This window comes from Haloprofundus marisrubri (assembly GCF_001469955.1).
Taxonomy (GTDB): domain Archaea; phylum Halobacteriota; class Halobacteria; order Halobacteriales; family Haloferacaceae; genus Haloprofundus; species Haloprofundus marisrubri.
Window position 1 is genome coordinate 47,223 of sequence record NZ_LOPU01000001.1, and the last position, 25,914, is coordinate 73,136.

At 64.9% G+C, this 25,914-nt stretch carries 30 protein-coding genes; 19 read left to right on the forward strand and 11 right to left on the reverse strand.

The window, feature by feature from the left end:
* Nucleotides 1–90: 90 nt before the first annotated feature.
* Nucleotides 91–813 (forward strand): 1-(5-phosphoribosyl)-5-[(5-phosphoribosylamino)methylideneamino]imidazole-4-carboxamide isomerase, encoded by a 723-nt coding sequence (gene hisA / locus AUR64_RS00220; protein WP_058579938.1) that lies wholly within the window; start codon nt 91–93, stop codon nt 811–813.
* 40 nt (nt 814–853) lie between these two features.
* Here the strand turns inward: hisA and AUR64_RS20250 are convergent, their stop codons facing one another.
* Nucleotides 854–1,018 (reverse strand): hypothetical protein, encoded by a 165-nt coding sequence (locus AUR64_RS20250; protein ID WP_155120396.1) that lies wholly within the window; start codon nt 1,016–1,018, stop codon nt 854–856.
* 175 nt (nt 1,019–1,193) lie between these two features.
* On the opposite strand from AUR64_RS20250, the gene hisB reads away from it, so the two are divergent.
* Nucleotides 1,194–1,787: an imidazoleglycerol-phosphate dehydratase HisB gene (gene hisB / locus AUR64_RS00225; protein ID WP_058579975.1), complete on the forward strand. Its 594-nt coding sequence runs from the start codon at nt 1,194–1,196 to the stop codon at nt 1,785–1,787.
* A gap of 27 nt (nt 1,788–1,814) precedes the next feature.
* Here hisB and AUR64_RS00230 read toward each other — a convergent pair whose 3' ends face one another.
* Together AUR64_RS00230 and AUR64_RS00235 are read right to left on the reverse strand one after the other, a co-directional pair.
* Nucleotides 1,815–2,366 (reverse strand): putative glycolipid-binding domain-containing protein, encoded by a 552-nt coding sequence (locus AUR64_RS00230; RefSeq protein WP_058579939.1) that lies wholly within the window; start codon nt 2,364–2,366, stop codon nt 1,815–1,817.
* A gap of 58 nt (nt 2,367–2,424) precedes the next feature.
* Nucleotides 2,425–3,216: a hypothetical protein gene (locus AUR64_RS00235; protein WP_058579940.1), complete on the reverse strand. Its 792-nt coding sequence runs from the start codon at nt 3,214–3,216 to the stop codon at nt 2,425–2,427.
* A 94-nt stretch (nt 3,217–3,310) separates the two neighbouring features.
* Here AUR64_RS00235 and AUR64_RS00240 point away from each other — a divergent pair, with 94 nt between their 5' ends.
* The 5 genes from AUR64_RS00240 (at nt 3,311) to AUR64_RS00260 (ending at nt 6,759) form a co-directional block, all read left to right on the forward strand.
* On the forward strand, nt 3,311–3,814 hold the full coding sequence (locus AUR64_RS00240; protein ID WP_058579941.1) for an ACT domain-containing protein: 504 nt from the start codon (nt 3,311–3,313) through the stop codon (nt 3,812–3,814).
* Between the two features lie 69 nt (nt 3,815–3,883).
* The gene (locus tag AUR64_RS00245; RefSeq protein ID WP_058579942.1) at nt 3,884–4,357 is read left to right on the forward strand and encodes a hypothetical protein; all 474 of its coding nucleotides are present in this window, start codon (nt 3,884–3,886) and stop codon (nt 4,355–4,357) included.
* Nucleotides 4,358–4,409: 52 nt separating this feature from the next.
* Nucleotides 4,410–5,036, forward strand: a complete 627-nt coding sequence (locus AUR64_RS00250; RefSeq protein ID WP_058579943.1) for an IMPACT family protein — start codon at nt 4,410–4,412, stop codon at nt 5,034–5,036.
* A gap of 129 nt (nt 5,037–5,165) precedes the next feature.
* On the forward strand, nt 5,166–6,356 hold the full coding sequence (locus tag AUR64_RS00255) for an NAD(P)/FAD-dependent oxidoreductase (protein WP_240479548.1): 1,191 nt from the start codon (nt 5,166–5,168) through the stop codon (nt 6,354–6,356).
* A 58-nt stretch (nt 6,357–6,414) separates the two neighbouring features.
* On the forward strand, nt 6,415–6,759 hold the full coding sequence (locus AUR64_RS00260) for a hypothetical protein (RefSeq protein ID WP_058579944.1): 345 nt from the start codon (nt 6,415–6,417) through the stop codon (nt 6,757–6,759).
* A 38-nt stretch (nt 6,760–6,797) separates the two neighbouring features.
* Here AUR64_RS00260 and AUR64_RS00265 read toward each other — a convergent pair whose 3' ends face one another.
* From AUR64_RS00265 to AUR64_RS00275, 3 genes are all read right to left on the reverse strand, one after another.
* A complete protein-coding gene (locus tag AUR64_RS00265) occupies nt 6,798–9,506 on the reverse strand; it encodes a TRAP transporter permease (RefSeq protein ID WP_058579945.1) in 2,709 nt (902 codons plus the stop codon).
* Entirely contained in the window at nt 9,503–10,006 is a 504-nt protein-coding gene (locus tag AUR64_RS00270; protein ID WP_058579946.1) for a DUF1850 domain-containing protein, read from the reverse strand. Before AUR64_RS00270 ends, AUR64_RS00265 begins: the two co-directional genes overlap by 4 nt.
* Before the next feature lie 102 nt (nt 10,007–10,108).
* Nucleotides 10,109–11,230, reverse strand: coding sequence for a TAXI family TRAP transporter solute-binding subunit (locus tag AUR64_RS00275; RefSeq protein ID WP_058579947.1), 1,122 nt, complete (start codon nt 11,228–11,230; stop codon nt 10,109–10,111).
* A 173-nt stretch (nt 11,231–11,403) separates the two neighbouring features.
* On the opposite strand from AUR64_RS00275, the gene AUR64_RS00280 reads away from it, so the two are divergent.
* Both AUR64_RS00280 and AUR64_RS00285 read left to right on the forward strand, forming a co-directional pair.
* The gene (locus AUR64_RS00280; RefSeq protein WP_058579948.1) at nt 11,404–13,449 is read left to right on the forward strand and encodes a S9 family peptidase; all 2,046 of its coding nucleotides are present in this window, start codon (nt 11,404–11,406) and stop codon (nt 13,447–13,449) included.
* Nucleotides 13,450–13,627: 178 nt separating this feature from the next.
* On the forward strand, nt 13,628–14,350 hold the full coding sequence (locus tag AUR64_RS00285) for a universal stress protein (protein ID WP_058579949.1): 723 nt from the start codon (nt 13,628–13,630) through the stop codon (nt 14,348–14,350).
* A 10-nt stretch (nt 14,351–14,360) separates the two neighbouring features.
* Here the strand turns inward: AUR64_RS00285 and upp are convergent, their stop codons facing one another.
* Nucleotides 14,361–15,038 (reverse strand): uracil phosphoribosyltransferase, encoded by a 678-nt coding sequence (gene upp / locus AUR64_RS00290; RefSeq protein WP_058579950.1) that lies wholly within the window; start codon nt 15,036–15,038, stop codon nt 14,361–14,363.
* Between the two features lie 187 nt (nt 15,039–15,225).
* Between upp and AUR64_RS00295 the strand changes: the two genes are divergently transcribed.
* Nucleotides 15,226–16,398 (forward strand): GNAT family N-acetyltransferase, encoded by a 1,173-nt coding sequence (locus AUR64_RS00295; protein ID WP_058579951.1) that lies wholly within the window; start codon nt 15,226–15,228, stop codon nt 16,396–16,398.
* A 226-nt stretch (nt 16,399–16,624) separates the two neighbouring features.
* On the forward strand, nt 16,625–17,599 hold the full coding sequence (locus AUR64_RS00300; RefSeq protein WP_058579952.1) for a TylF/MycF/NovP-related O-methyltransferase: 975 nt from the start codon (nt 16,625–16,627) through the stop codon (nt 17,597–17,599).
* Between the two features lie 12 nt (nt 17,600–17,611).
* On the opposite strand, the gene AUR64_RS20800 is transcribed toward AUR64_RS00300, so the two are convergent.
* Nucleotides 17,612–17,788: a hypothetical protein gene (locus AUR64_RS20800; protein WP_169794646.1), complete on the reverse strand. Its 177-nt coding sequence runs from the start codon at nt 17,786–17,788 to the stop codon at nt 17,612–17,614.
* A 58-nt stretch (nt 17,789–17,846) separates the two neighbouring features.
* Between AUR64_RS20800 and AUR64_RS00305 the strand changes: the two genes are divergently transcribed.
* Nucleotides 17,847–18,161, forward strand: coding sequence for a hypothetical protein (locus tag AUR64_RS00305; protein WP_058579953.1), 315 nt, complete (start codon nt 17,847–17,849; stop codon nt 18,159–18,161).
* A 53-nt stretch (nt 18,162–18,214) separates the two neighbouring features.
* Entirely contained in the window at nt 18,215–18,625 is a 411-nt protein-coding gene (locus AUR64_RS00310; RefSeq protein ID WP_058579954.1) for an SRPBCC family protein, read from the forward strand.
* A gap of 27 nt (nt 18,626–18,652) precedes the next feature.
* Here the strand turns inward: AUR64_RS00310 and AUR64_RS00315 are convergent, their stop codons facing one another.
* The gene (locus AUR64_RS00315) at nt 18,653–19,879 is read right to left on the reverse strand and encodes a CobW family GTP-binding protein (protein WP_058579955.1); all 1,227 of its coding nucleotides are present in this window, start codon (nt 19,877–19,879) and stop codon (nt 18,653–18,655) included.
* Nucleotides 19,880–20,031: 152 nt separating this feature from the next.
* On the opposite strand from AUR64_RS00315, the gene AUR64_RS00320 reads away from it, so the two are divergent.
* From AUR64_RS00320 to AUR64_RS00330, 3 genes are all read left to right on the forward strand, one after another.
* Complete coding sequence (locus tag AUR64_RS00320) at nt 20,032–20,328, forward strand: hypothetical protein (protein WP_058579956.1); 297 nt, start codon at nt 20,032–20,034, stop codon at nt 20,326–20,328.
* Between the two features lie 2 nt (nt 20,329–20,330).
* Nucleotides 20,331–21,299, forward strand: a complete 969-nt coding sequence (locus AUR64_RS00325) for an ArsA family ATPase (RefSeq protein ID WP_058579957.1) — start codon at nt 20,331–20,333, stop codon at nt 21,297–21,299.
* A gap of 167 nt (nt 21,300–21,466) precedes the next feature.
* Nucleotides 21,467–23,293: a carbon starvation CstA family protein gene (locus tag AUR64_RS00330; protein ID WP_058579958.1), complete on the forward strand. Its 1,827-nt coding sequence runs from the start codon at nt 21,467–21,469 to the stop codon at nt 23,291–23,293.
* A gap of 76 nt (nt 23,294–23,369) precedes the next feature.
* Here AUR64_RS00330 and AUR64_RS00335 read toward each other — a convergent pair whose 3' ends face one another.
* Nucleotides 23,370–24,017 (reverse strand): hypothetical protein, encoded by a 648-nt coding sequence (locus AUR64_RS00335; RefSeq protein WP_058579959.1) that lies wholly within the window; start codon nt 24,015–24,017, stop codon nt 23,370–23,372.
* Nucleotides 24,014–24,385, reverse strand: coding sequence for a cupin domain-containing protein (locus tag AUR64_RS00340; protein WP_058579960.1), 372 nt, complete (start codon nt 24,383–24,385; stop codon nt 24,014–24,016). Before AUR64_RS00340 ends, AUR64_RS00335 begins: the two co-directional genes overlap by 4 nt.
* 79 nt (nt 24,386–24,464) lie before the next feature.
* Between AUR64_RS00340 and AUR64_RS00345 the strand changes: the two genes are divergently transcribed.
* From AUR64_RS00345 to AUR64_RS00355, 3 genes are all read left to right on the forward strand, one after another.
* Complete coding sequence (locus AUR64_RS00345; RefSeq protein ID WP_240479549.1) at nt 24,465–24,710, forward strand: hypothetical protein; 246 nt, start codon at nt 24,465–24,467, stop codon at nt 24,708–24,710.
* A 110-nt stretch (nt 24,711–24,820) separates the two neighbouring features.
* Nucleotides 24,821–25,504: a DUF5828 family protein gene (locus AUR64_RS00350; RefSeq protein ID WP_058579962.1), complete on the forward strand. Its 684-nt coding sequence runs from the start codon at nt 24,821–24,823 to the stop codon at nt 25,502–25,504.
* Between the two features lie 133 nt (nt 25,505–25,637).
* Nucleotides 25,638–25,883: a hypothetical protein gene (locus AUR64_RS00355; RefSeq protein ID WP_058579963.1), complete on the forward strand. Its 246-nt coding sequence runs from the start codon at nt 25,638–25,640 to the stop codon at nt 25,881–25,883.
* Nucleotides 25,884–25,914 lie beyond the last annotated feature (31 nt).

The following is a 25,914-nucleotide window of genomic DNA, read 5'->3' on the forward strand; positions in this document are numbered from 1 at the left end:
GCCCCCGGTTCCGGGTGACGAGCGGACGGCAGGTCCGACCGGACGACTCCGACCGGGGTGCTTTACTCACCGTGGCACTCAGCGTCTGCCATGAGCCACTTCCCGGAGTTCGAGGTCGTTCCCGCAGTCGACGTACAGGACGGCGAAGTCGTCCAACTGGTGCAGGGCGAACGCGGGACCGAGAAGCGCTACGGCGACCCCGTCGAGGCGGCGCGGCGGTGGGTCGACGAGGGCGCGGAGACGCTCCACCTCGTGGATTTGGACGGCGCGTTCGAGGGGCAACGCGAGAACGCCGCAGCCATCGAAGCCATCGTCGACGCGACGGACGTCGCCGTGCAGGTCGGCGGCGGTATCCGAACCGCAGCGGACGCAGTCGCGCTGCTCGACGGCGGCGTCGACCGGGTCATCCTCGGCACGGCGGCCATCGAGAACCCCGACATCGTCGGCGAGATAAGCGACGAGTACCCGGAGTCGGTGATGGTGAGTCTCGACGCAAAGGATGGGGAAGTCGTCGTCTCGGGGTGGACCGAGGGGACTGGGCTGGACCCGGTGGAGGCGGCGGCGCGCTACGAGAAACTCGGCGCGGGCGCGATTCTGTTCACCGACGTCGACGTCGAAGGGCAGTTAGAAGGCGTGCAGACCGACCGAATCGAGCGTCTCCCCGACGCCGTCGACATTCCCGTCGTCGCCAGCGGCGGCGTCGCCACCGTCGACGACGTGCGGGCGCTCCGAGAGGCGGGCGCGGCGGCCGTCGTCGTGGGGACGGCACTGTACGAGGGGCAGTTCACGCTCCGCGAGGCGATGTCGGCGTAAGTGACTGCGCCGACGGAGATACCGAAGACGACGCGACGACTCAGTGACGGAACCGGCAGCCGACACCGCGTTCGAGCGTGTCGACGGTGCCGACGGCCGCGAGCAGCACGAGGCCGAACCCGAGTACCACGCCGGTAAACGTCATCGACGACAGGAACAGCACTCCCACGACGAGTGTGAGCGCTATCGTCAGTTCGCGCTTCATCGATGGTCGGTAGAGGCGCTTCAGTCATATGAAGCGGTAGCAGACGGGCGTCTGCCTTGCGTCATACGATTGTGAACGTTTTGTCGGTTTCGTAGAGCGAGAACGAAAGGTGAACGCCGGAGTCGAAGGGGCCACGGAGCGCAACGGTGATACGCGCCGCGTCCGAGAAGCGAGCATGAGCGACCGGACGGCCGCCGTGTTCCGCGAGACGGCGGAGACCACCATCGACCTCTCTCTCGACATCGACGGCAACGGCGAGGCCGACATCGACACCGGAATCGGCTTCTTCGACCACATGCTGACCGCGTTCGCCAAACACGGCCTCTTCGACCTCGACGTCGAGTGCGACGGCGACCTGCACGTCGACGACCACCACACCGTCGAGGACGTCGCCATCGTCCTCGGCGAGGCGTTTGCGGACGCCCTCGGCGACAAGCGCGGCATCGTCCGCTACGCCGACCGGAAAGTTCCCTTGGACGAGGCCGTCGTCGGCGTCGTCGTCGACGTGAGCGGCCGCCCGCACTTCGGCTTCGAAGGCGAGTTCTCGCAAGAAACCATCGGCGAGTTCACGAGCGACATGGCGCGACATTTCGCGTACTCGCTTTCGATGAACGCCGGCCTGACGCTCCACGTCGACGTCGAACGCGGCGTCAACGCCCACCACGAGGTGGAGGCGCTGTTCAAGGCGCTCACCCGTGCGCTCGACGACGCGACCCGCATCGACGAGCGTCGCGCCGACGATACGCCGAGTACCAAAGGCGAACTGTAGCTGTCGTCGGCGACATCTCGCTTCTCCTCACTCGACGCGCCGAAACAGGCTGGGGTAGTCGCGGACGACGCCCGCCGAATCGACCGGAATTTCGGCGGAGAACCCGCTCGTCAGACTCTCGTATCTAAAGCGGCCGCCGTCGGCGTCGGCGGGGTCCAAGCAGGTGTACCGCTGCCGAACTGCTGACACCGTCAGCGACGGAACCGAGACGTACACCATCGAGAGCGTCGCCGACTCGCCAGTTGCGAGGTTCAGGCGGCGAATCGGGAGCGCGTTCGTAAAGGGGGTCGCCGAGATATCCACGTCCAGACAGCCGTCGAGTTCGGGAATCGGCGCACCGTCGTCGTCCCACCTTCCCTCGCCGTCAGCCGAGAGACGGAGACGCTTCTCGGAGTCAAACGAATCGACCGACACCGACCGAACGCGTCCGTCGGCGTCGCAGTCCAGCGCGTATCGAATCCGGTACCGTTCGTCGTCGGTAGCGCCGAGAACGACCGACTCCGCCGACAGCGGTTCGAGGTCGTACCGGAGATGTTCGAGTCCGACGCCGTCGTCGGGTTCCCAGAGTACGTCGTGCATACTCGACCCGCGATTGCGAACGCGAAAGCGCGTTCGGTCTCTCCTCGACGAGTTCGGTTCAGCCGCGGTGGAGTTGGCCGTTTCGCTCGGCGAGGACCCCCCGGTCGATAGCGTAGTCGAGGATGTCGCGTACTTCCGCGTCGTCGAGGTCGTACGCGCCGGAAGCGAGCGACTCGATTTCCGCGCGGTCGACGGGGAACTCGCGGTTCGAGAGCAGTCGCATCACGGTTCTGAACTCGGCTGGCTCTTCCGTGGGTGCAGAGGAGTCGGTGTCGGCGGTGTCGACGTCGGGGGCGTCGTGGTCAGGGTCGAACTCGCCGTCGTCGGTCGTTTCCGACGCACCGGGAGTCGGTTCGGCATCTGTCGACGGAGTGTCGACGTCGGTCGGCGGTGCGTCGGTCGGCGGTGCGTCGATAGTGATGCCAGCGGCGTCGGCCGCGAGCGGGTCGTCGAAGCCGGTGGTGTCGATGGCGTCGCCCGGCGGCGGTGGCGTCGATTCCACGCCCGCGTCTGTCTCTATAACATCCGCGTCTTCGTCTGCCTCGGTAGTCGGTGTCGTCTCGTCAGCGCCGGGCGAGTTCGGTGACGTGGGTGGCGAGTGTGGTGACTCCGACGGCGACGGGGAGACGGCGTCCGGAGACGGGGATGGGGGCGGAGCCTCGGAGTCGCTCCCACCGAGCACGTCGACGATTGGTTCGAGGACGGTGCCGAGTTTCTTCCGGCAGGTCGTACAGAGCACGACCGTCCGTTGTTGTTCGTCGGTCGGGTCGAACCGCGGCGGGACGACGGCGAATTCGGTGAGGCCGTCGCCAATCTCTCCGCAGAAGTAACACGAGTCGAGGTCGGCCATACCGCAGACGCGCGGGCCGGCGGCTAAAAACCCACGGCGCGGCGAGCGGACGGCCACAACTAAGACCGAGAGGCGCACACGGACTCGCAAGCGAATGTTCGACGAAATCATGGAGAAGTTCGAGGGGAGTCCGAGCCAACAGGCGGTCATCCGTCTGCTCCTCGAACGCGGCTTTTCGGTCAACGACGAGGGACGCGTCGTCTCCGGCAGCATCGAGATTCCGAACACCCAGATTGCGCGCGAAATCGGCGTCGACCGCCGCGTCATCGACTCGACGACCGACGCGATTCTGGACGACGACGACCTGCGACCCATCTTCCAGAACATCAGCGCGATTCCGAGTCTGTTGAGTCTCGCGCCCGTGTTGGATTTGGCGGCGCTCACCGTCGAAGTCGGCGACGCCGACGAACCGGGTATCGTCGCACAGATTACGACGCTGTTGGCCGACGAGGGTATCAGCATCCGCCAGACCGTCAGCGAGGACCCCGAGTTCACCGACGAACCCAAACTGTACATCGTCACCGACGACCCGATTCCGGGTGACCTGCTCAACGAGATTTCGGCGCTCCCGTTCGTCCGCCGCATCAGCCTCGCCTGAGTGGTTCGCGCCTCGAAGCCCGACCGTCGATGAACAGCGTCATTTACCCTGACGGTCCAAGAGTCGCGCATGGAAGAGCCGATTGCCGCCCAGTCTAACGAGCCGACGTCGACGGAGAGTGCGGGCCTCGTCGTCGGCCGTCTCGTCGCCGGACAGGCGGCGTTCGTCGCGGCGACCATCCATCTGTGGTGGGGGTTCCCGCGGATGCTGGCGTATCTGCAGGCGGGGTCGTTCGTCGACCCGCGGCCGTATCTGTTCGTCCCTTCGGGACTGGTGCTTCTGGGCGTCGTCGGCGCGATGCTGCTCGGCCGCCGCGACAAGGCGCTGTACGCCGTCGCCGCGGCGGTGCTCGCGGCGTACGTCCTCGGCTACGCGTGGTGGCATCTCGGCGACCACGGTGGGCTCGTCCCCGGCGGTCACGCACTGGGGCCGCTTGCGACCATCCTCGAACACCTCCTCGCTCAACCCCGTGACTTCGTGTCGATGTTCGCCGAACTCGTCGGACTCGGGGCGTTCGCGGCACTGCTCGCCTTCGACGACTGAGCGAGCGAACGACAGAGACAACCCTTTCTTTCCGCGCCTCGCGCACACGACCATGACCGACGCCTATCGCACCGTCGCCGGTCGGGCGAGCGCGCAGTTCGAGGTGAGAGGTTCGGAGTTCATCGGCTACGTCGCTCCCGCCGACGACGTCGACGCGGCGGAGGCGTTCGTCGCCGAAATCGAAGAGAAACATCCCGACGCCAGTCACAACGTCCCCGCCTACCGCGTCCCCGCGGGTCCCGTCTCCGCGTCGAATCCGGGCGACGTGATGCTCCGTGAGTACCAGAGCGACGACGGTGAACCGACCGGGTCGTCGGGCAAACCGGCGCTGAACGTACTCGTCCAACAGGACATCAGAAACGTCGTTGCCGTCGTGACGCGCTACTACGGCGGCACCAACTTGGGTGTCGGCGGCCTCGCTCGGTCGTACTCCCGCGCGGTCAAGGAGGCCGTTGACGCGGCGGGCGTCGTCGAGGAACTGCCGCACGAGACGTTCGCTCTCGATACCGAGTACGACGACTCGGGTACTGTTCGAGGGATTCTGGAGAGCGCGGGCGTCGAGTTCGATGCCGACTACGGCGAGACGGTCGAGTTCGAGGTCCGCGTCCCCGTCGACGACGCCGACGAACTCCGTGAACGACTGCGGAACGCGACGAGCGGACGGGTCGGCGTCGAGTAACCGACGCTGGGTCGGCGTCGAGTAGTCGGCGCTCAGCGAGCGCTCGCTGGACAGGTGCCGGACGCTCGTGAACGCTCACATAGTTCCGGCAGCGACACACTGAGGGCGAGCGATTGCATCGCTCAGTACATGACCGAACGAGACGAGGCGAGCGAAGTTGACGAGGTGGAGGAGGCGTACGAGGCCATCGTCGTCGGCGGCGGCATCGTCGGCGCGTCCACCGCGTACCACCTCGCCCGCGAAGGGTGCGAAACGCTGCTCGTCGACCGGCGCGACGAGGGCAGAGCAACCGACGCGGGCGCGGGCATCCTCTCGGCGGCGACGAGCAGCAGAGGCAGCGACAGCACGTGGTTCGACTTTGCGACGACGGCCGTCGACTACTACGACGAACTCGTCGCGGCGCTCGAAGACGAACAGGACGGTCCCCACGGCTACGCGAAGCGAGGCCTGCTGAACGTCGCGTTCGGCGACGACGAAGTCGAACAGTACGACGAAGTGCTCGAACGAATCCGCGAGCGACAGGCCGCCGGTGGGCCGCCAGCGGAGGGGACGGTTCACGAACTCAGTGGCGAAGAGGCCCGAGAACACTTTCCGCCGCTCGGCGAGACGAAGCGCGCGTTCTACTACGACGACGCCGCCCGCGTCGACGGGCAGACGTTCGAGGGTGCGCTCCGGCGTGCGGGCGAGGCCCATGGCTTGGACACGCTGGAGGCGAGCGTCGACTCGCTCGTTCTCGACGGTGACGAGGTGGTTGGCGTCGTCGTCGAGGGAGACGAAGCAGACGAGGAAGACGAACTCGCCGCCGACGCCGTCGTCGTCGCCGGTGGGGCGTGGTCGAACGACTTCGGCGAGCAGTTGGGCGTCGAGATTCCGGTCGAACCCCAGCGCGGCCAAATCGTCCACTTGGACCTCGACGCCGACACCGAAGGCTGGCCCATCGTCAGCCCCTACCGCCACAAGTACATGGTGTCGTGGGACGACGGCCGCGTCGCCGTCGGCGCGACCCGCGAGACGGGGTCCGGATTCGAGCCACGAACGACTGTCGACGGCCTCCACGACGTGTTCGGCGAGATTCTCCGCGTCGCTCCCGGACTCGGCGACGCGTCGCTCCGCGAAGTCAGAGTCGGCCTGCGACCGCTCGCCGAGGACGGCCTGCCCGTCTTGGGCGGAGTTCCCGGCGTCGACGGCGCGTTCTTGGCGACGGGTCACGGACCCAGTGGCCTGCAACTGGGCCCCTACAGCGGCAAACTCGTCGCCGACGCGGTCCGCGGCGAGGATGTGAGCGAGGTGTTGAAACCGTTCGGCGTCGAGCGGTTCTGAATCTGACGAGTAGTTAGCCGTCTGAAAGTTTATTGCGAGGGTCGGCGTACCGCAGCGTATGCTCCTCCAACTCGGCGATGTTAGCCCGTCGTTTTTCGACACCGTGAGACTCGTCGCCCTCGCGGCGGCGACGTTCGCAGTGACGTACGCTGTCGCGCGTCGCGTTCTCTACGCAGTCGTCGACTGGACGTTCACCGGCGTCGAATCGCCCCCACTCGTCCGGTACGGAACGACGGGTGCGAACGCGCTTTCGCTTCTCGTCGCGTTCGCGCTGGCTGTCGGCGTGGTCGGATTCGGGTCGTTCCAACTGTTTTTCGCGCTGCTTTCGGTCGTCGGTCTCACCGCGTTCGCCGGCGTCGCGTATCGAGTCGAGCGAGCGCTGGCGAAACGGCAGTACGGCTAAATCGGGTGACGTGAAACCGGGAGAAGAAACAGCGAACGTTAGTCGGTCGTCGGCGACGCAGACGACGGTTCGGCGCGTTCGCCCTCCATCTGCCGGCGGTTCCGCAGCGCCAACGCACCGAACAACACCGCACCGACGCCGCGGAGCGCCAAGTCGAGCGTCAGAATCTCGATGCCGACGCTCGTGCCGCCCGCCGCGAGGAGCGTGAACACCGGGTCCAGAAGCATCTGCGGAGCCATCAGCAGAATCGAGGAGACGCCGAACAGCACCCGTTCTGCGGTGCCCACCGGCGAGTAGAAGTAGCCGATGATGGTCGGTCCGAGCGCGAGCACCCCGAGGAACAAGCCGACAATCGGAATCGCAACCTCCGGGACGAAGTAGCCGATATCGGCCACGTCGGCGAAGGTGAGGATGTGGTACTGCTCGGTGCTCTCACCGCGGATGAGCAGGATACCCGGCGCGAAGACGAACGCGAACGGGACGATGGCTTTGTTCAAAGAGAGCGTGAACGCCTCGATACCCGTCTTGAACGGGTCGGATTTTGCGACCCCGGAGGCGGCGTACGCGGCGACGGCCACCGGCGGCGTGATGTCGGCGATGACGCCGAAGTAGAGGATAAAGAGGTGCGCCGCCAGCAGCGGGATGTTCGCCAGTTCCGAGATTGCGCCGCCGAGCAGCGCGACGAGGATGATGTACGTCACCGTCGTCGGCATCCCCATTCCGAGGATGATAGAGGAGATGGCGGTGATGACGAGTAGCAAGATGAGCGACCCGCCGGAGACGGCCTCGATGAGCGCGACGAGGTTCGGGCCGAGACCGGAGACGCTGATGACGCCGGGGATGACGCCCGCGGCGGCGACGGCGACGACGACCACCGTCGCGGTACGCGCGCCCGACTCCATCGCCTTCAGGACGAACGTCCCGAAGCGGTAAGCGTTGTTGTCGGCGAGCGAGGGGCGGCCGAAGGCGTTGGCCGTCGTCTCCGCGGCGTCGTCGACAGCGCCGTCGTATTCGAGCAGCGGTGCTTTGAGATTCGGCCGCGCGACGAGGAACGCCACGCTCACCAGCACGATGATGATGCCGAGTTGACCGGCCGCGGCGTCGAGCGCTGCCCGCAGCGACACGCCGCCGGTTCCCGCACCGGTCAGTGCGCCGGCGATTCCCGCGCCCGTGAGCAGGTTCGCAACCGTCTCCAGCGTGAACAAGCCGACAATAGTCCCGATGAGCGGGATGCGCGTCTGTTCGTTGTAGGTGGCGACGAGCGCGATGAGCGCGACGATGGCCACGATGGTGTACCACGCCGACCGAGAGACCGAGTAGCGGATACCGATGAGGTAGACGAGCAGCAACACGATGGGCGCGAGGTAGAACCAGCCGTTTCGCAGGTGTCTGCCGACGGCGACGAGTTCGGAGGGGTCGACGCCGCCGATACCCGCCCGCGACGCTTCGAGGTGGACCATCACCCAGACGCCGAAGAAGAACACGATGGCGGGAATCGCCGCGGCGATGATGACCTCGTCGTAGGAGACGCCGACGAACTCGACGATGAGGAACGCCGCCGCACCCATCACCGGCGGGAGAATCTGCCCGCCCGAGGAGGCGGAGGCTTCGACGCCGCCGGCGAACTCGGGGCGGTAGCCCGAGCGCTTCATCAGCGGGATTGTGAACGCCCCCGTCGTGACGGTGTTGGCGATGGAGGAACCGCTGATGGTTCCCATGAAGCCGCTAGAGAGAATGCTCGCCTTCGCGGGACCGCCTTTGCGCGACCCGGTCATCGAGTACGCGAGGTCGATGAACCACTGGCCAGCGCCGCTCATCTCCAAGAACGCACCGAACAGGATGAAGATGTAGATGTAGCGGACGCTCACTTCGACGGGGACGCCGAAGACGCCGTTTGCGGTGTTGTACCAGAGGTTCTGGATGACCGAGTCCCACGACGCCGACAGCGTCGAGAGGATGCCGAGATACGGGATGTCTTGGGGGATGTTGCCGGCGTAGCGCGCGTAGAGGATGAACACCGAGACGATAGCCATGAGCAGCGTCCCGAGCGTCCGGCGGGTGGCTTCGAGGACGAGGAGGACCCCGATAGCGCCGAGAACGAACGCGTACGACACCTCGTCGAGCGGGATGCCGAGCGCTGAGACGGCGTCGACGACCGGCGCGAGGAACGGATAGATTTCACCGGTAGTGCGACCCGACCCGAGGCCGAGCGCCCGCATCGTCTGGACCTCGTCGTAGTCGGTAATCATGTACGCCGCCGTCAGCGCCGCCAAGAAGGCGAGCACGAGGTCGACGGGCGTCACCCGCCGACGGTACGGGTCGGCGATGGCCCAGCGGACGCCGGAGCGGACGCTCGTCGCCGCCCGTGTCGACGGGTGGTCGGCCCCGAACCGCCGTTCGAGTCCGGGGACGACCCGCGCGAGTCGCCGCGAGATGGCTCCGTCCGGCGACGTCGCCGGATACAGCATGAACGCGAGGATGAGTGCGAACACGACGTGAATCGCGCGAATCTGTAGCTGTTGGAGCGCGGCGAGTCGAACCGTCCCCACGACGGGGAGCGTCACCTCGAAGATGAACCCGCGCGCGGCGAGCCACATCTGAAACGCCGAGAAACAGATGCCGATGACCGCGACGGCGACGGCGGCGATGCCGCGGAGGTTCCGTTTTCGCTCCAGTTCGTCGATGAGTTCTTGCTGCTCCTTTTCGGAGAGTTCCTCTTCGTCCGGTTGAGTGTCGTCGACAGTCATGGCGTCATCTGGTGCAGTATACTACGGTGTTCGACGTGAATTCGTACGGTGTCACCGCCCGAGCGTGCGACGAGGTCGTACGTCTCGTCGCCGACGTGGAGTCTGTGCCCGGCGACGTCGCCGGGCGAGACGTACAGTTCCGAGAGCCGAACGTCGTCGGGGTAGGTGACGAAGCTCCCGTTCTTTCGGGTGACGTTCGCCTGCGCCGGGAACCCCCAGCCGTAAGAGGAGAACTCCATGCGCGTCATCACGAGTTCGTCGCCGCGGACGGCGTACACGTCGCGGACGGGACTGCCCTCGACGCTGTGGTTGTACGCGAGCGTCACCGTCGTGTCGTTTGCGACGGGTGCGGTGAACAGTCGTTCGCCGGTTTCGGCGTCTTCGACGACGAGCACACGGTCGGGTTGTGCCGCCACCGCGCCGCCGGCGACGACGAGTGCGAGCACGACCAAGGAAACGAACGCGACGCCGACCGACCGGCGGTCGAAGCCGTCGCTCATGGTCGGCGCGAAGAACGGATGGTCAATGGAACGTGCATCTGTACGGGTCAGGTGACCGCACCGTCGGATGCGGTCGGCCCAGCAGTGTCGGGTCGAGTGCGCTTAGTTCGACTCGTTGCCGCTGGTTTCGTTACCGGACGACGAGTTGCCGCTGTCGTTCCCGCTGCCGCCGGTGCCGGCGGAGTCGAAGAACGCCTGTGCGCCGGGGTGCAGGTCGATGGACATCCCGTCCTGTGCGCTGTCGACGGTGATGAACTCCTGCTTGATGTTTATCTGGTCGGTGTTCTCGAAGATGGCTGCAGTGACCGACTGGACGACCTCCTCGGGTTGCTCCTCGTTGGTCGCAATCATCGCCTGCACGGCGACGGTCGGAACCGGCTGGTCGATGCCGCTGTAAGTGCCGGCGGGAATCTCGTCGTCGGCGAAGTACGAACCGGCCTGTTTGACCTGTTCGCGGGCGTCGCCGGAGATTTCGACCAGTCGGATGTTGCTGTTGTTGGCGAGGTCCTCGATAGCACCGACGGGCCAGCCGCCGACGACGAACGCCGCGTCGACGTCGCCGTTTTGAATCTGCTCGGCCGCCTGCGAGAAGTCGGTGTTCTGCTCGGTGTAGTCGGTGACGCCGACGGCTTCGAGAATCTGTCGGGCGTCGACCTGCGTGCCGCTGCCGAGGTCGCCGGTGTTGATGGTCGCGCCGCTGAGGTCTTGGACCGACTGGATGTCGGAGTTCCCGGGCGTCACCACGTGAATCGTCTCGGGGTACAGCGTCGCCACGCCGCGGATGTTCGGGATGGCGTTACCCTGGAACGCGTCGATGCCTTCGCCGTTGACCGCGAAGAAGGCGACGTCGTTCTGCAGGAGCGCGAAGTCCGCGTTGCCGTTACCGAGGCTGCCAGCGTTTTCGACGCTGGCACCGGTCGACTGCACCTGCAAGGTGTAGTCGGTGTTCGAGTCGACGATGCTCTTGAACTGGTTCGACAGCGGGTAGTACGTGCCGCCGGTCCCGCCGGCGTGCCACGAGAGTTGGCTGCTGCCGCCGCCGCCGTTGCCACCCTCGGTGTCGGTTTCTTCGCCGCCGTTGCCACCGTTTCCGCCGTCGCCGCCTTCGGTGTCGTTGCCGCCGGTGTCGCCGCCGTTTCCGCCGTCGGAACAGCCAGCGAGACCGACGAGGCCGGCCGCACCGGTCGCAGCGATAAACTTCCGCCGATTGAGATAGCGAGCCATAGTACAGAATGTCGTCGGGAGATATATATCAGTAACTGTCGTCCAATGTCAACCAATATCATGCATAGAAGAAATTCTTGACAGGCTAGCAACACCACGACCAACTGTCAGGACCACCGGCGGACCGTTCCTCCTCCCGAAGGCTATTGCGCGGAGGGTGCGACGGGCGCGGTATGCGACACATCAGCGCCACCGATTACCACGATATCGCCAAACCCGAAAGTCCCCGACTCTCTCCTGACGGCGAGCAGGTCGCCTTCGTCCGCAAAGTCCCGACGGACGACCAATCGTATGAAGCGACCATCTATCTCGTTCCTGCCGACGGCGACAGCGAGCCTCGACGGTTCACCGTCGACGAGGGCGTCGACAGCCAACCGCGGTGGAGCCCCAGCGGTGACCGCCTCGCGTTCGTCTCGACGCGCGGTGACGACGACGACCGACCCCAGTTGTGGGTCGTCCCGACGCACGGCGGTGAGGCCCAGCAAATCACACAGGTCCCCGGCGGCGTCAGTACGCCCGAGTGGAGTCCCGACGGTGAGCGAATCGCGTTCGTGCAGGCAACGACCGAAGACGAACGCGAGGAGGAACTCGACCGCAGCATCGCCGACGAGGAGGAGTACGAACGCGAGACGCCGGACCCGCGCGTCGTCGACCGCCTCGTCTACCGCCAACTCGCCCGCTACATCGACGGTACGCGCGGCCACGTCTACGTCGCCGACGTCGAATCGGGCGACGTCGAGCGACTGACCGACGGCGACTACGACCACAGCAGTCCCGCGTGGAGCGACGAGACGACCGTCTACTACACCTCGAAACGGACCGACGACCCCGACGACAACGTCTACGTCGACGTGTTCGCGTACGACACCGAGGAAGGTGAAGAGGAACACGTCCTCCAGACGACGGGGTGGGGGACGGGCCTCGCCGTCGCCGGCGACGGCCGCGTCGTCTACGCGCGGACCTCGGAGGACCGCACCTCGATGCGACAGACCGACCTCGAACTGTTCGACCCCAACGGCGAGGAGACCACCGTCTTGACCACCGACATCGACCGGACCGTCGGCGCAGTCGGCTTCCAGTGGGACCCCCAAGAGGAGTTCGTTTACTTCGTCACGCCCGACGAGGGTGACTACGTCTGCCGCCGCGTCGACGCGTCTGCGGCAGCAATCGAGGTCGTCGCCGGCGACGGCCACGTCACCGACATCTCCGCAGGAAAAGACGCAGTCGCCTTCGCTAAGAGCGAGTGGGACCACCCCGGTGACGTCTTTATCGCCCACGGCGAGGAGACGACGCGACTCACCGAACTCAACGCCGACTACCTCGCCGACCTCGACGTCGGCGAACCCGAGGAACTTCGCTACGAGTCCGACGACGGCGTCGAAGTACAGGGCTGGGTCCTGACGCCGCCGGAGTTCGACGAATCCGAGAGCTATCCGCTGGCCGTCGAGATTCACGGCGGGCCACACGCGATGTGGTCGACGGCGGGGACGATGTGGCACGAGTTCCAAACGCTCGCCGCTCGGGGCTACGTCGTCTTCTGGTCGAACCCCCGTGGCTCGACCGGCTACGGCGAGGCGTTCGAGATGGCTATCGAACGCGACTGGGGCGACGTGACGATGACCGACGTGATGGCGGGCGCGGAACTCGTCGCCGACCGCGACTACGTCGACGAGACGAACGCCTTCGTCACCGGCGGGAGCTTCGGTGGCTTCATGACCGGCTGGATTGTGGGCCACACCGACTTCTTCGCCGGCGCAGTCGCCCAACGCGGCGTCTACGACCTCTCGTCGTTCTACGGGTCGACGGACGCGTTCAAACTCGTCGAGTGGGACTTCGGTGCGAAACCGTGGGACGAACCCGAGTTCCTCTGGGAGCAGTCGCCGGTCGCGCACGCGGCGGACGCGACGACGCCGACGCTCGTCGTCCACGCGGACAACGACTTCCGCGTCCCGGTCAACAACGGTGAGATGTTCTACCTCTTCTTGAAGAAAAACGACGTCGACACCCGTCTCGTGCGCTACCCGCGCGAGGGCCACGAACTCTCTCGCTCGGGTGAACCGGGCCACGTCGTCGACCGAATCGAGCGCATCGCCCGCTGGTTCGACGGCTACTCCGAACACCACGACGCGCCGCGCGCACTGGACCGCGGCGACGACGGCCTCTCGGCCGGAGAAAGCGAGGAGGAATCGAACAGTTCCGACGACTCTAGCGCCGAATAGAGCACTCAATAGCACTCCACGGGTGCGTTTCGACAGGAACACGCCCGCGTCAGACGTGCTTGCCGCGTGCGGTTTCGAGTCGAAGAAAGGGGGTTCGCGTGCGGATGGTGAAACCGCAAAACTGTCGAATCGACGACCGAAACCCGGCTATTTGACGGTCGACCGTGTACGGTCACCGATGAGTGAACCGAAACTACTCGTCCCCGTCCGTCTCTCTTCGTTCGAATCGTTGCCCCCGACGCTGACCGAGACGCTCTCGGCGCTTCCGGTGGTCGTCCTCGGCTACGAGGAACTGGACGCCGACGAGACCGAACAGTCGGTCTCCGAAAGTCGACGAGCGCAACTGCAGTCGACGCTCGACGGCGTCGCCGCCGACTTCGAGTCGGGTGCGAACGTCGAGACGGTACTGACTGTTACCCACGACCGGGCGAAGGCTATCGACCGGGTCGCCGTCGACCACGACTGCGACATCATCCTCGTGCCCAACGACGTGTCGGTCGTCGGTCGGGTGCTGGTCGCAGTGAAGAACGCCGACCACATCGGGGAAGTCGGGAGTCTGCTCTCGACGCTGAACCGCCGCGAAATCGGCCTCGGCAACCTCGTCCACGTGACGCTTCTGCACGTCGCCGAGAGCGACGACGAGATGGAGGCGAGCGAACAGTTGCTCGCGGAAGCAAAAGCAACGCTCGCCGACAACTACGATATCGACGAACTCGCCATCGAGACGCGCGTCAGACGGGGCGAAGACCCCGGATTCGAGATTATCGAAGCGGCGCGCGACCACGACGCAGTAGTGATGGGTGAGACGACCCGCGACATCGAACGCGACGTGTTCGGAACCGTCTCCGAACAGGTCGCAGACGAGACGGGCGAACCGGTGTTCGTCGTCCGACTCGACTGAAAATCGGTGCTTACTTCGTCCGGAACGCCCGGTCGCCGGCGTCGCCGAGTCCGGGGATGATGTAGCCGTGTTCGTCGAGACGGTCGTCGATAGCGACGGTGAGAAGGTCCGCCTTATCGAACTGACTGCCGACGCGCAGCAGACCGTCGGGCGCAGAAACCGCCGAGAGAACGAACAGGTTCTCGAAGCCGTTTGCTTCGTCCATGACGTGTTCCAAGACGGTACACATCGTGCTGCCGGTGGCGAGCATCGGGTCGGCGACGATAACGGTGTCTTTCTCCGTGATTTCGGGGAGTTTCACGTAGTCGATTTTGATGGGGAACTCGCCGTCGTCGTTCATGCCGGCGTCTTCGTCGCGGCCGGCGCTGATAACGCCCTGTTTCGCGCGGGGGAACGCTTTCAGGAGACCTTCGACGAACGGCGTGGCGGCGCGGAGAACGTTGACGATGACGACGTCGTCGAGTCCTTTGACGCATTCGCCCGTCGTCTCGGCCATCGGCGTCTCGATGGAGACGAACTCGGTCTCCATCGCGCCGTCGATAATCTCGTAGCCGGCGATGCGGCCGAGTTTCACGAGGCCTTTCCGGAACGCGACCTGTTCGGTTTCGACGTCGCGGAGTTTCGAGAGCGTGTCCTTGGCGAGCGCGTGGGTGATGAGGTACGCGTCGTCGCGGTCTTCGATGGGCATGTGTAGAGCGGACACGCCGAAGGACATAAAAAGCCCGTCATCGCCGTCTCCGGGCGTGTCAACGGCCGTACCCGTGAGAGACACTCGGTCACAAGAGGACGTTACCACGGTAAAACCGTCGGGACGAACGAAACGAACGGAGTTCGGCGAGGAATAACAAAGCATCCAGTCACGGACGACACGCACGATGTCGCCGACCAGCGGGTCCGTGCGGACCGGGCCGAGTGCCGAGACGAACGACGACGGCGAGTACTGCGTCCGCGGGTACGAAACGAGCGACAGGGAGGGACTGCTCGCACTGGACCGAACGGTGTGGGACCGCCCGCGCGGCCGAGAGTGGTTCGACTGGAAGTACGTCGAGAACCCCTACGTCGACCACGTCCCGATTTTCGTCGCCGAACGGGACGGCGAGATTGTGGGCGCGCGCCCCTTTCTCGTGCTTCCGATTCGCGGACGACAGGAGACAGGCGTCGCCTTCCAACCGGCGGATACGATGGTCCATCCCGACCACCGGCGACGGGGACTGTTCACGCGGATGACGACGGCGGCGCTGTCGTACTACGCCGACGCAGGGGTGGACGACGGCCCCGATTTCTACTTCAACTTCCCGAACGATATGTCCCGACCCGGCTACGAGAAACTCGGCTGGAAAGCCGCCGGTCGGCGCACGACGTTCTACCGGGTGCAGGACCCGAGCGCGTTCGTCGGCACGCGTCTCAACGAGGTCGGCGAGTCGTTCGCGCGGTTGACGACGCCGGTGGCAAAGCGGTACTACCGCACCCGCGACAGGGCCGTTCGGACGAACCGGCAGTTCGTCGTCCACCGCCACCGAGCGGTTCCCGTCGACCGACTCGCGGAGTTGTACGAGCGGTCGGTCCCCGACCAACTTCACGCCGCCCGGGACGCACAGTTCTACCGCTGGCGCTTGGCGAGTCCCCTCTGGGAACGACTCACCTACGTCGTCGAAGGCGACGACGGGCCACTCGCCGCCCTCGTCGCCCGGACGCGGACGACAAAAGACGGAGCGGACGGCATCACCATCACGCAGTTCGCCGAACTCACGCCGCTCGTCGGCGACAACGAGTGGTTGGCGGGCGTCTCGCGGTTGTTCGAGGCGGCGCTCGAAGAACACGCCGACTCGGACGTCGTCGCTACGTCCGGGAGCGGACTTCCGCGCGATTTCCTCGCCGAACGCGGCTTTCTCGCCGACGACGAACGGCCGTTGTCGCTTCTGACGCGGAGTCGAGCCACCGTCGTCGCACGGCCGACGACTGACGACAGTCCGTGGACGTTCGGTGGCGTCGCGCTGGACGACCACGAGAGTTGGTACGTTTCGTTTCTCGAACGCGACACGACGTGAACCGGTACGAGTCGGTACCAGTCGGTGCGAATCGGGAGACAGCGTCGCGTCGAGAACACAGTCAATCGGAGCTTTCTCGGCGTGGCTGTCGGCGAAGGACCGCGTCGACGCCGATAGCGCCCCCATTCGTCCCGTTCAGCACAGTCGGACGCGCGAGCGACGAAACGGTCATCCGGCCGACGATAGCCGCCGGATAACGATATCCGAGACTGCTGACCCCATCTCGATGACAGAGACGCGAACACGCGTGGTGTCGACGCTCACGCGTGCCTATCGACTCGGTCTGCTCGTACTTAGCGCACCCATCGTCTTGGGAGAGTTCTTCGACGCCGACACCGGCGCGGACTACGGCGTGGCGTTCACGACGAAGTGTCGTCTCGTCGCCCGGATGTTCTGGAACAACCTCCGACTGCCGACGGGGTCGTCGTTCGTCGAACATCTCGTCGTGGCGACGAAGATACTACAGATACCGCCAGACGAAGAAGGCGTCGTCGTCGAGTGTGGCTGTTATCTGGGTGGCAGCACCGCGAACCTCTCGCTCGCGGCGGGGCTCTGCGACCGACCGCTCGTCGTGTTCGACTCCTTCGAGGGGATGCCCGAACCCGACGAAGCCGACGAGGCGCACGTGCTCCTGCAGTCCGAACAGGTCCACACCTACGAGGCGGGGTCGTGGCACGGGTCGCTCAGCGACGTTCGCCGGAACGTCGCCCGCTACGGTGACCTCGACGCCTGCGAGTTCGAGAAAGGCTACTTCGAGGAGACGCTGCCGGCGTTCGACCGGCCGGTTGCGCTCGCTTTTCTGGACGTGGGGCTTCGAGGCTCCGCCGAGACGTGTCTCGAAGAACTGTGGCCACGCCTGCGACCCGAGGGCTACCTGTTCACTCACGACGTGAAACACATGGAGATTTCCTCGCTGTTCTTCGACCAGCAGTGGTGGCGCGACCACCTCGGCAGGGACGCGCCGGGGCTGGTCGGCGCGGGCAGCGGCGTCGGTCTTCACCCGCAGCGAAACGGCTTCGGGAGTCTGCTCGGCTACGTCGTCAAAGACCCGCCGCTCGACAGCTTCGAGACGGTCGAAGAACGGGGTGCGGGTGCGTACGGCGACGAGATGCTGGGTGGAAACGGCGACGAGATGCTGAGTGGAAACGGCGATGAGATGCTGGGCGCGGCCGACGGTAGCGACGCCTCCGCCGGCGAGTGAGTCGGCCGTCCGTTAGCGGATGACGAGAAAGGTCAACACCATCAGCACCGCCGTCGCACCCGCGAGTCGCTGCCACGTGAACGCGACGACGCCGGCGAAATCGAGACCGTAGAGAACGACCGACGCGAACAGCAGCGACAACACGAGATTCATCACGAGCAGGACCCGCGGGTCCCCTTGAGACTGCATAGCGGCCGTGGTTCGGCACGCCACTTAGCTTCTTTGTGCGAGCGCCCGTCTCGACCGTATGCGACTCGGCAACCGTGACGGGACACCCGTCGACGCCGTCCCGTTTCTCGTCGCGGCGTCGCTCACGTTCGCGCTGACGTTCGCGTTCGGCCCCGCTTACGGTCTCTCGCTCGGCCTCTCGTTGCCCGTCGCCGTCGCTGCCTCCGGAGTCGTCTACGCCGTCGCGGCGGCGGGCGCGTACCACCGACTCGTCTGGACGGCCAACCCCGACGTTCGACGGGAAGTGCCGGCAGGCACTCGACTGCTGAAACTGCTGTACTTCGTCGCCGCGGTGTTTCTGCTCCTCTTGTTTCTCTCGATACTACTGCTGTGAGTTCGGTTCGGCAGTCGGGGACACTTATCACACCGGGGTGTCACGGACGACGCATGCACGAGGTCACCGTCTCCCGGTTCGTCCGTGCGCCGCCACGAGTCGTCCGGCGCGTGCTCACACCCGAAGCGGTAATCGAGTACGAAGGGAGCTTCGAGGTTCAGAGCGTCGAGGAGACCGACGACGGCCCCGTCGTCGTCGCCGGGAGCCGCCGTTTTCAGTTCGCACTGCGCTTCGAGACGCTCGAAAACGGCCTCTTCTACGAACAGGCGGGCGACGCCGGCCCGTTCGACGCGATGGAGACCACAGTCACGGTCGACTCCGAGAACGAAGGCTCGCAAGTGACGATGCAGTCGGCGGTGAGTCTCGGGCTTCCGCTGACGAGCGTTACCGACCGTGTCGCGGCGTGGAAACGGAGAGGCGAACTGAAGCGCGCACTGGACGCGCTGGCGACAGACGTCGAGTAAGCGGAAACGACACCCTGAGCGTCGAACTCAGGGTTCGGTGACCACGAGTTCTTCGCCCTGTCTCGGGAACGGGTTTGCGAACGCTTCCCAGTCGCTTTCCATCTCCTCGTCGGTGAGCAGACAGTCGTCGAGCGTCACCGTCGTCGCTTCCTCGTCGAGGTCGGTCCCGATGACGACGAACGCGGTTCGCCGGTCGCCCCACTCGTCGTGCCACTCCATGTCGCTGTGATTCGACCGATACAGTTCTTGGTCGAGCTCCGAGAGAGTCGCAATCCACTGCCCGGCCGCCTCGGCGCGCACGGATGAGCCGGCCTGCCCGACGACGATGGGTGACTCCCGCCCGGCGACCCAGCAGGTTCCCTTCGAGCGGACGACGTTCGACGGGAGGTCAGAGAGAAACGCGGCGAAGCGCTCCGGGTGGAACGGCCGGCGGCGTCGGTAGGTAAAGGACGAGACGCCGTACACTTCGTCGGGATGGCGGTGGTCGTGAGCGTGGTCGTCTCCGTGGACGTGGCTGTCGCTTCCATCGTCGTGGTCGTCGGCGTCGAGCGCCTGTTGCCATCCCGCCATCTCGGCGGCCGTCGCCGGGTCGTACAGTTCTCGGCTGAACAGGTCGTTGGCGTCGACTGCCGACTCGGTCGTCCGGAGAATCTCGGCGTCGGGGGCGAGCGCTCGCACCATCTCCTCGACGGTACCCATCTCCGTCTCGGAGACGAGGTCGGCTTTGTTGAGGAGGACGACGTTAGCGAACTCCACCTGTTCGACCAGCAAGTCCGAGAGGGGGCGACTGTCGTCCCCGTCGGTGCCGCGGCGCTCGGCGACGCCAGTTCCCCCGAAGGTGTCGTAGAACAGTCGGGAGTCGAGCACCGTCACGAGCGAGTCCACCTCGTACAGCGCCGCCGCGCGCGACCCGGTCGTAAAGAGACGTGCGACCGGTTCGGGTTCGCTGATGCCCGAGGACTCGACGACGAGCACGTCGAAGTCGCGGTTCCGCGCGAGTCGGGTAACCGCCGTTTCGAGGTCGTCCTGCAGTTCACAGCAGATACAGCCGTTCGAGAGTTCGGCGACGCCGTCGCCGACCGAAAGGTCCGAGTTCGCGCTCACGAGTTCGGCGTCGACGTTCAGGTCGCCCATATCGTTGACCAGAACGGCGATGTTTCGGTCCCCGGCGTTTCGGAGCAGATGGTTGAGCAACGTCGTCTTCCCGGCCCCGAGGCTCCCGCTGAGAATCGTGACGGGAATCGTCTGCGTCATGTGGGTACACTCACCACTCGACGACTATGAAGCTACGGCGTTCGGCGGCGCGCGTCGGCTTCCGACGAACGGGTGAGAACGCGGAACGCGAGTTGCGGAAACGGACGACGTGAGCGACATGCTTTTGCCCGCTCCGGGAAGGACGTGAACGTATGACACTCGAAGCACGCATCGCGGCCTTCCGTGACCTCGCCGAGGAGTGGCTCCGGGGACTGTACCACGGGCTGATAAACCACCCGGCGTACGAGAAGATAGAGAACGAGGCCGAGGACATCGAGGATGCGTTCATGCTCGCGTGTTTCCCCGACGCCTTCGGCATTCCGTCGCCCGTCTCCTACTACACCGCCGAACTGCTCCCGTATCTCGAAGACGAGTTCGAGGCGTGGGAGCGGCGGATGTGGGACCGCGGGTCGCTGCTCGAACGAAAAGGCAAGCAGTATCACTTCTAACGATGCGCAAGTTCGTCTTCTTCGGCGGGAAGGGAGGAGTTGGAAAAACCACGGTTTCGAGCGCGTACGCCTACAAATGTGCGAACGCGGGACTCCGGACGCTCGTCGTCTCGACGGACCCCGCCCACTCCACGTCGGACGTGTTCGACCAGCAGTTCGACGACACGCCGAAACCCGTCGACGGTATCGAGAACCTCGACGCGATGGAACTCGACCCCGAGGAGGAGGTGAGTCGCCACCTCCAGGGCATCAAACGCTCGATGTCGAATCAAGTGAGTCCCGCGATGGTCAACGAGATTGACCGGCAGGTCGAGATGGCCCACCAGACCCCCGGCGCGTACGAGGCGGCGCTGTTCGACCGCTTCGTCGACGTGATGCGCGAGAGCGACGAGTACGACCGCGTCGTCTTCGACACCTCGCCGACCGGCGGAACGCTTCGATTGCTGTCGCTGCCGGAGTTTCTGGAGGGGTGGGCCGAACGTCTCCTCGCCAAGCGAAAACAGAGCGTCCGCCTGTTCGAACGGGCAGCTATCGGCGGCAGAGAGCCGAGACGGATGCGCGAAGGCGACCCCGTCATCGCACAGTTGGAGGAGCGCCGCGACCGGTTTGCGCTCGCAGGGGAACTGCTCCGCGAGAAGGCGGCGTTTTTCCTCGTCGTCAACCCCGACGAGTTGTCGATTCGAGAGACCAAGCGAGCGATTGGCTCGCTCGACGACGCGACGTTGGACGTGCGCGGACTCGTCGTCAACAAACTGACTCCCGAACCTGACGACGACGAGAACGGTCGAGGGGCGCGTTTCCTGCGCGATAGAGTCCAAACTGAGCAAAAGCGACTCCACACGCTCCGCGAGGAGTTCGACAAACCGGTCGTCGCCGAAATCGTGACGCGTGTCGCCGAGGTGAAAGGCGACCTGTTGGCGGACGTCGCCGCCGAAATCGACGTCGGGGTGAGAGCCGAACCGGTTGAATGACCGCGAGCGAACTAAATATTAGTAGTATGTTTATTCAAATTCAGTGAGTGATTCCGTATCGAACACGAGAATTCGTGGAATACGACGCCTGTAACGGCCGGTAACATGCGCCGTGGAAGCTAATGTTTATGTGTGATATACACACACCCATGATGTGGTAGCGTAACATGGTGCAAATCATCTGGCTGGTGGCGACGGTGCTCGTACTGTTCAGCGTGGGGTACTTCGGATACTCGCGGTACCTCGCGCGGTTCGTCGAACTGGACGACGCCAACACGACACCGGCGCACAAGTACGAAGACGGACAGGAGTACGTCCCGGCGAAGAAGCCGGTCTTACTGGGGCATCACTATTCGAGTATCGCGGGCGGCGCACCCATCGTCGGCCCCATCACGGCCGGCGTGGTGTGGGGCTGGGTGCCCGCGCTTCTGTGGATTGCTATCGGCAACCCGCTTATGGGTGCGACTCACGACTTCGTCTCGTTGTCGGCGAGTCTTCGGCACGACGGGAAATCCATCGGGTACATCGTCGGCGAGTACGTCGGCCAACGCGGCAAGAACATGCTGTTGTGGTTCGCGTTTCTCACGATTATCCTCGTCGTCGCAGTGTTCGCACTCGTCGTGGCTATCGTGTTCAACGCCTACCCACAGGCGGCGACGGCGAGTCTGATTTACATCGGACTCGCGGTACTGTTCGGCGTCTACCTGTATCAGTTGAATCTCCCGTTCCTCGCCGGAACCGCGGCGTTCGTCGCCGCGATGTTCGTCGGCGTCTACGCCGGCATCCTGTACCCGCTCGCGCTGGTACCGGGCGATTACTCCGCGGGTACTATCGTCCTGTTCTCGATGGACGCATCGTGGCTTCCGGCCGCGAGCGCGTTCGGCGCGAACACCGCCGCGTGGATTCCGGTCATCCTCGTCTACGGTGCGCTCGCCAGCGCGCTTCCGGTGTGGGTGCTTCTGCAACCGCGTGACTACCTCTCGTCGTTCCTCTTGTACACCGGTGTCGGCGGCGCGCTGCTCGCCATCATCGTCGGGACGTTCGGCGGTGCGCTCGGTCTCGCGGCCGTGACGCCGAGCCAATCGCTCGTGACGAACCTCGAACCGTTCTACGGATTCATCGGCCGCGGCGGCCTACCGCTGTTCCCGCTGCTTTTCATCACCATCGCCTGCGGGACCATCAGCGGCTTCCACTCGCTGGTCTCCTCGGGGACGACCTCGAAGCAACTGAACAAGGAGTCCGACGCCCGCCTCATCGGCTACGGCGGGATGCTGGGCGAGGGCCTGTTGGCCGTCGTCGCGCTCTCTGCGGTCGCAATCGTCTCGCCCGACGTGGGCGGCGGCATCGGTCTCGCACTGCCGACGTTCGCAGCGGGCGGTGGCATCATGCTGACGAGTTTCGGTATCCCGACGGACTTCGGTGGGCCGTTCATGGCGCTCGTGCTCGTGAGCTTCCTGCTCACCTCGACTGACACGGCCGTCCGTCTCGGTCGGTACATGATGGAGGAAATCATCGACAGGCCCGACTCGTCGGCCCAGTCGTTCGCCACGAACCGGTACGGCAACGCACTCGTCCAGACGCTTCCGGCGTACGTCCTCATCGCGAGCGGGTCGTGGGAGACGCTGTGGGCGCTGTTCGGCGGCGCGAACCAGTTGCTCGCCGCGCTGGCACTGTTGACGGGGACGGTCTGGCTGGCAAACTGGAGCGACTCCAAGCAACTCGCGAGCACCGGCGGTCCGATGGTGCTCATGGTCACCATCACGGTGATTGGCCTGTCGTGGATTGCGCTTCACGATAACCTCTACATGAAGTTCCTCGACTCGGAGTGGATGGCTTCGGCGGGCATCTTCGAGATTCTCGCCGGGGTGGCGCAAATCGCCATCGCACTCACTCTCATCTACCTGGCGCTCTCGCTGGTGAAGTTGGGGTACGAGAACATCCAGAAAGTCCGTCAGGAACCCGGTACCGGCGAGTTCACGCCCAGCGACGACTAATCTCGACCGGTCTTTTTCGTTTTTTCGCGGAGACCAGCGATGACTCCGGCGTTCGACGGGAGACAGGAGACGACTGTCAGCGAAGTCGCCCGAGTAACCGAGAAAGCAGTCCACTACGCTCAGTGGGGTCGACATCGCTCCACAGCGTGAACGCGCGGGCGACGTCGGCGTTCTCGCTGGCGACGACCGCCTCGTCGTCGGGTGCGACGACGGCGAGATTCACTTCGTAGTGGCCGTAGTAGCCGTACTTGATGAGATTTCGACCGCTGTGACCGGCGACGAACTCGCGGACCTCCTCGGATATCGAGGGCACGACGAGGACGAACGTGAAGTCGGTGCCGTAGTGTTCCTCGTCGGCGACGAGCCACTGGGGGTCCTCGGCGAGGTCGTCCGCGAGCGAGACCAACTGTTCGAGGTCGGCGACCGAGACGCCGGAGCGTCGGTCTGCGAACAGATACTCCTCGGAGGCGTGGTTCGCGTAGTTCAACGACGGATGCAGGAAATGCTTCTGACTCTCGACACGCATCGTCCCGAACAGGTCGAACGTCCGACCGCGGACGCTCCGATGCTTCTCGAGGTCGTAGTTGAACATGACGCGGTCGCTCACCCGGTCGAGATACTCGTCGTCCCAGTCGGGAACGTCCGGATAGAGCGGTTCCTCGCCGTCGCGTCCAGCGTTGTCGTGTCCAGCGCCATCGCCGGCGCGGTCACTCGCGTCGCTCATGGGTCGTACGCGGTGGCGTCACCGCTGACCTTCGGCGCGCCGATGGCGAGTACCTCGACGGGGTCGTCGGCGTTCTCGGGGTTGTGCGCGCGCTGTGGGTTACCCGGCGAGACGGCGAACAGACAGCCTTCGTCGACCTCGAACGTCTCCTCGGGCGTCTCGACGAACAGCGTCCCCGAGAGGACGAAGAAGGCCTCCTCCTGTTGTTCGTGAGAGTGGTATTTGAGCGGAATCTGCTCGCCCGGTTCGGCACGGAACCGGTTGACGGCCATCTGTTCGAGTCCGGCGGCGTCGGTGAGCCGTCGGAGTTCGCAGGGGCGGTCCGGAGCCGATTCGACCGTCGTCGAGTCCACGACACGGTAACTCATACCGGAGACAAACAGCACGACGACAAAAACGCGTCGGGAGCGCGGGAGAAGCTTTTAATCCGCTCTATCCCCAACGACCGTGATAGAGTCACCCATGGGTGGAAAACGAACCGAAGCGTGTGGCCGGTGTTCGATGAGTTCGGTCGTCTCGGTGGCGACCGAAGGGAGTGACGAGGAGGAAAACGAGCGCCGAAGTCCGTTTTCGGGCGCGCGCATCGAACTCGACGACGAGGAACTCCGTCGGGCCTCGCCGTCGGCGTGGTTCGAGAGCACGCGACGGCGACTCGATTCGATTGCAACGAAACTGACGTACGGCGAGCGGTAGTCGACTCGTCGTCTGGATTCGACGGGTCACAGTGACACCGGTCGACGCCGAGGAGACGGAACCACCGGGAGACGCTTATTAGGGTCCGGCGACGTACCCACTGTCAGGCGATGGAAGAGAGCATATCCGGCTTCAAGCTTCACGGGACCTGGGGTGAGGTCGTCGAACACGGCGAGCGCATCACCCGCGCCCTCCACGAAGCGGGGGCGTCGGGCGACGACTTCGACGAGTGGGACGAGTGGCGACCGAAAGCCCACGAACGCCTCGGCGAGGACGTCAACCAGAAGACGGCCGAACAGGCCAGTGTCGGGGAAGGCGAGGGCGAGAAGGCTGGCAAGAACCCCGACGACGACCTTCGCACCGCAGGTGAGAAGCTATCCGAATCCTACGAGAAGGCCGAGCAGGGCGACAACGAGGGCGCGATGGAGCGCTGGCAGGACTCCATCGGATACGTCGCGCGGGCGGCGGACTCCGCGAGCAGGAAAGCCATGCGCGCCGTCGAGAGCACCGTCTACCAGAAGGTGATGACCCAACTGGCTCCGTACTACTTCGACAACGAACTGGTCAGCGCGAACATCCAGAAGACGACCCGCGGTGAGCGCCCGGAGTTCATCTTCGAGGTGAACGTCAACGACGACGAGTTGAAAGAACAGGTGTCGACACGTCTCGGCGAGTACGAAGACAGTATCGACCGTTGGCACGTCGACACGGAGAAAAAGACCGAGACGGCCGAAGCCGTCGACGGCGTCGAACCACCGGAACCGAAGGGGACGACGCGCTCGACGACGAACTAGTACGAGTCTCGTCTCGTACTGAATCGTTGGCGGGCGCGGAGAGACGACAACCGAAAAACGAGACGGACGAGCGCGAACTGCTCGCCTCCCGAAGCGAAAACAGTCTTAGCAGTCGCTCTCTATCGTACGCACGATGGCAGGACCGCTCCGGGCAGAGGCGGGCGAACTGAGTGCAGACGAGATTCTGAGCGCGTTGCGAGACGGCCGGCGCGTCGTCATCACGACGCAGATGCTCGGCAACGACCACGACGTGACGCTGCGACACGACGGCGCAACCTACTACTGTGACACGCCGACGACGCTGCACAAGCACGAAGAGGAGTCGGAGATGCTCGCGTGCATCGAGAAGATGGGCTACGGTCGCGTCGACGCGGAGTGACACTAGCGTAGCGCTTTAATCAGCAACCCGC